We start from the raw sequence: 3112 nt of genomic DNA, 5'->3' as shown, positions 1-3112 counted from the left end.
GGCGCAACCGATAGAGGAGTTCGGTCAGGACGTCGCCGCAGAGATCGTCGATATCCTGATATTCGGAAACGCCGGCGGCCGACAGGCGCTGGGTAACGATACGCCGGACATGCGGCCCCGCGTGCGTCGCCAGCAGTTCCGTCAGCAGCAGTTCGCTGTCCGCATCCGGCGCCGCGATAAAGTCACGCATCAGGGTACCCGCATCACTGGCCATATGGATAGGGACGGCGGACTGGTCCGGACATTCCCATGTTGTCAGAATTGGCAGCGGCATACTTTAAATCAAAGGCGTTTTACGGTACTCCGGGATCAAATGAATTCCACGTTGGTGCCGTCGTCGAAGAACAGCTGCAAGTGTTTTGCATTCAGCCGGAATTGCCGAAGAACTTTGCAGATCTCGTCGGCGATGGTGCCGGGCGCTGAAGCCCGGGCCCACCGGTTGCTTCTACTGGCATGTTCAAACCGGAGTTCACTGCCGTCTATGAAATGAAGCGTGGCTTGTGTGAATTCCGTATTTGCAATGTATTGAGTAACTTGTCTTTTGGCGTAAGCTCCCTGGTCCACACCTCAGGGTAACGAAAGCCGGCGGACGGCAGTCAGAGAATAATAGGAGGGCTTATGTTCATAGCTCTATTCATTATCCTTCTGCTGCTCTGGATCTTCGGTTTTGCGGCGATGCACGTTGCGGGCGCAGCGATCCACCTTCTGTTGATCCTGGCCATCATCTCGCTGATCGTCCACTTTGTGCGTCCTCATCACGGTCCGCCCGTGGCGTAACGCTATTCGCTGCTTGCCGCCGGAATCGCCGGGGTCCTCGCAAAAAGGCTCTGAATTTCCGGCGGTATGCGGTTTTTGTTTCTCATCAGACTCGGAAGGATGCGCTCCTTAAACAGCTGTTCCGGTTTGGTTTGCCCGAAGCCCAGCAGCGACATGTACTCCTGCGTGAAGATGGTTCGCATCGGCTCGGGTTGCTGTCCTAGCAACAGGTGCTCGAGGATATGAGCGACGTGGAGGATCCCGGTCTCACGATGGTAGTCGGAAGAAACCAGGTCCGGCGACGTATATTCGGGCTCATGCTGACGGTCCACGATCGTGCAGATTCGCTCGGGAATTCCCCACACCCGAAGCAATTCGGCGCCCAGGTTCGCTGACGGGAACGTATCGATAAGATCCGCTTTTTCGGGATGGGCGTGTTTCATCACAAGTTGCACACCCTTACCGATATCGTGAAGCAATCCGATCGTTGTTGCGGTCTGGGACTGTTGTTCTTTGCCCGCGGTAGCGATCTCGAAACACAGAACCGAAATTAAACAGGAATGCTGGTGGACCCGGGTCGTATCGCGGGTGACCGGCATGGTCGATTGAGCCGCTTCCCGCATGATCAGGTTATAGATATTGTTGAAACCAAGAATCATGCACGCGTGATAGAAGCTCTCGATCTTCTTTCCGAATCCGTAAAGCGGCGAATTCACTGTTTTCAGCACGACGCCAACCAGGTTTGGATCGCGCTTGATACCTTCGACCACTTCCTGAACGCTGGTGCGGTCATCGAGCAATTTGGCGGCGAGGTCCGTCGCATATGCGGGCATGCGCGGCATGCTTCGCAAGTACCCTTGCACGAATTCCGATCGGATCGATGCGGCGCGCGGAACACTTTGTTGGGCGACGTATTCGGACAGCCGCACATTCTTCGTGCTCAGTTCGCCATTGACGGAGCGAATGTACGCATTGATCTTGCTGGTTGACGCAACCGTGACGTTATAGATGGACAGCTGTGTTTTATCCGGCAGGTGTTTCATGACGGCCGGCGGAATCTCGATGATCGTACTGGGCTCGCTTGCATACGCGTCGTATCTGAATCCGTGATATTTCGGGAGCGGAGCAAGGACGTCGCCACGATGAAACACTCCGGGACGGCCCGGCATCCCATGCAGCTTGACGGCAACGTTGACTGCTCCGTCCAGAAGGACGAAGAACGATTCGGTTTCTTCGGCGTCTGCCAGGATCGATTCGCCCTGCTTCAGATGCTTTACAGGAGCGGCGTTGTAAACCGCCACCAGTTCGCTTTCGGTCCAGCCCTCGACAACCGGGACTTTTACCTGCACTGAAGCGGGAGCGGTAACTGCAGCCTTGGGTGCCATCACGGCGGGCTTGGGAGCCGCGGCCGGCGGCCGTACTGGAACAACGGGTTCTGCTGATCTAAACCATTTCATAACGTACCATCCATAAACCACTTATCGGCCGGGCCGAGCCGGCACCTTAGTGGACAGTTTCGCGAACTATTTCCTCGATCGTGGTCACTCCATCCATGATCTTGTGCAAGCCGCTGCGGCGGAGGCTGATCATCCCGCCTGCGATGGCTAACTTCCTTAATTCCACCACTGTAGCGTTCAGGATAACGGCCTCTTTCAGCTCAGGCGTCATTTCCATGACCTCGTAAAGACCGACGCGGCCCTTGTAGCCGCTGCCGTTGCAGGTCTTGCAACCGGCCCCCCGGTAGATCTTCAATGTGGCTGCTTCGTCAGCCGTAAAACCCAGCTCTATGAGGGAGGCGAGCGTCGGCGCTTCGGCCTCGATTTTGCAGTTCTTGCAAATGCGGCGGACAAGCCGCTGGGCGCAAATCAACTGCACGGAGGTCGCAACCAGGAACGGTTCAATACCCATGTTCAACAATCGGGAAATCGTCGCCGGCGCATCGTTTGTATGGAGTGTGCTGAGGACCAGGTGGCCCGTAAGCGACGCCTTGATCGCGATCTCGGCGGTTTCCAGGTCGCGGATTTCGCCGACCAGGATGATGTTGGGATCCTGTCTGAGAAAAGAACGTAACGCCGCTGCAAAGGTCAGTCCGACCTGTTCGTAAATCTGAACCTGATTGATGCCGAGCAGGTTGAATTCGACAGGGTCTTCCGCCGTCATGATGTTCGTGTCGGGCTTATTCAGCTGGGAAATCGCAGAATACAGCGTGTTGGTTTTGCCGCTGCCTGTAGGTCCGGTCACCAGTACCATGCCGAACGGCTTGTAAATGGCCTTCTCGAACTTTTTCAGAGACTCCGGCTCGAAACCGAGGCGGAGCATGTCGAACATCAGGTTGTCTTTGTCCAGCAATCGCAAA

The 3112-nt window shown here is 56.0% G+C and carries 5 protein-coding genes; 1 reads left to right on the top strand and 4 read right to left on the bottom strand.

All coding sequences use genetic code 11. The annotated features are described in order from the left end of the window. Together VGK48_06115 and VGK48_06110 are read right to left on the bottom strand one after the other, a co-directional pair. The coding region (locus tag VGK48_06115) for a hypothetical protein (protein HEY2380743.1) at positions 1-274 on the bottom strand (274 nt) is incomplete at its 3' end. 35 nt (positions 275-309) lie between these two features. Then, on the bottom strand, positions 310-564 hold the full coding sequence (locus VGK48_06110; GenBank protein ID HEY2380742.1) for a hypothetical protein: 255 nt from the start codon (positions 562-564) through the stop codon (positions 310-312). A gap of 54 nt (positions 565-618) precedes the next feature. On the opposite strand from VGK48_06110, the gene VGK48_06105 reads away from it, so the two are divergent. After that, on the top strand, positions 619-777 hold the full coding sequence (locus tag VGK48_06105) for a lmo0937 family membrane protein (GenBank protein ID HEY2380741.1): 159 nt from the start codon (positions 619-621) through the stop codon (positions 775-777). Between the two features lie 2 nt (positions 778-779). On the opposite strand, the gene VGK48_06100 is transcribed toward VGK48_06105, so the two are convergent. Together VGK48_06100 and VGK48_06095 are read right to left on the bottom strand one after the other, a co-directional pair. Then, positions 780-2213: an HDOD domain-containing protein gene (locus VGK48_06100; protein HEY2380740.1), complete on the bottom strand. Its 1434-nt coding sequence runs from the start codon at positions 2211-2213 to the stop codon at positions 780-782. Between the two features lie 46 nt (positions 2214-2259). Next, on the bottom strand, positions 2260-3112 hold an 853-nt coding region (locus tag VGK48_06095), incomplete at its 5' end, for an ATPase, T2SS/T4P/T4SS family (protein HEY2380739.1).

Source organism: Terriglobia bacterium (assembly GCA_036496425.1).
Taxonomy (GTDB): Bacteria; Acidobacteriota; Terriglobia; order 20CM-2-55-15; family 20CM-2-55-15; genus 20CM-2-55-15.
This window is presented reverse-complemented; position numbering and strand designations above follow the sequence as displayed.

Excerpts from the sequence above, each read along its gene's own strand:
- VGK48_06105 (HEY2380741.1), top strand. The coding sequence starts at position 619 with ATGTTCATAGCTCTATTCATTATCCTTCTGCTGCTCTGGATCTTCGGT.
- VGK48_06100 (HEY2380740.1), bottom strand. The coding sequence starts at position 2,213 with ATGAAATGGTTTAGATCAGCAGAACCCGTTGTTCCAGTACGGCCGCCG.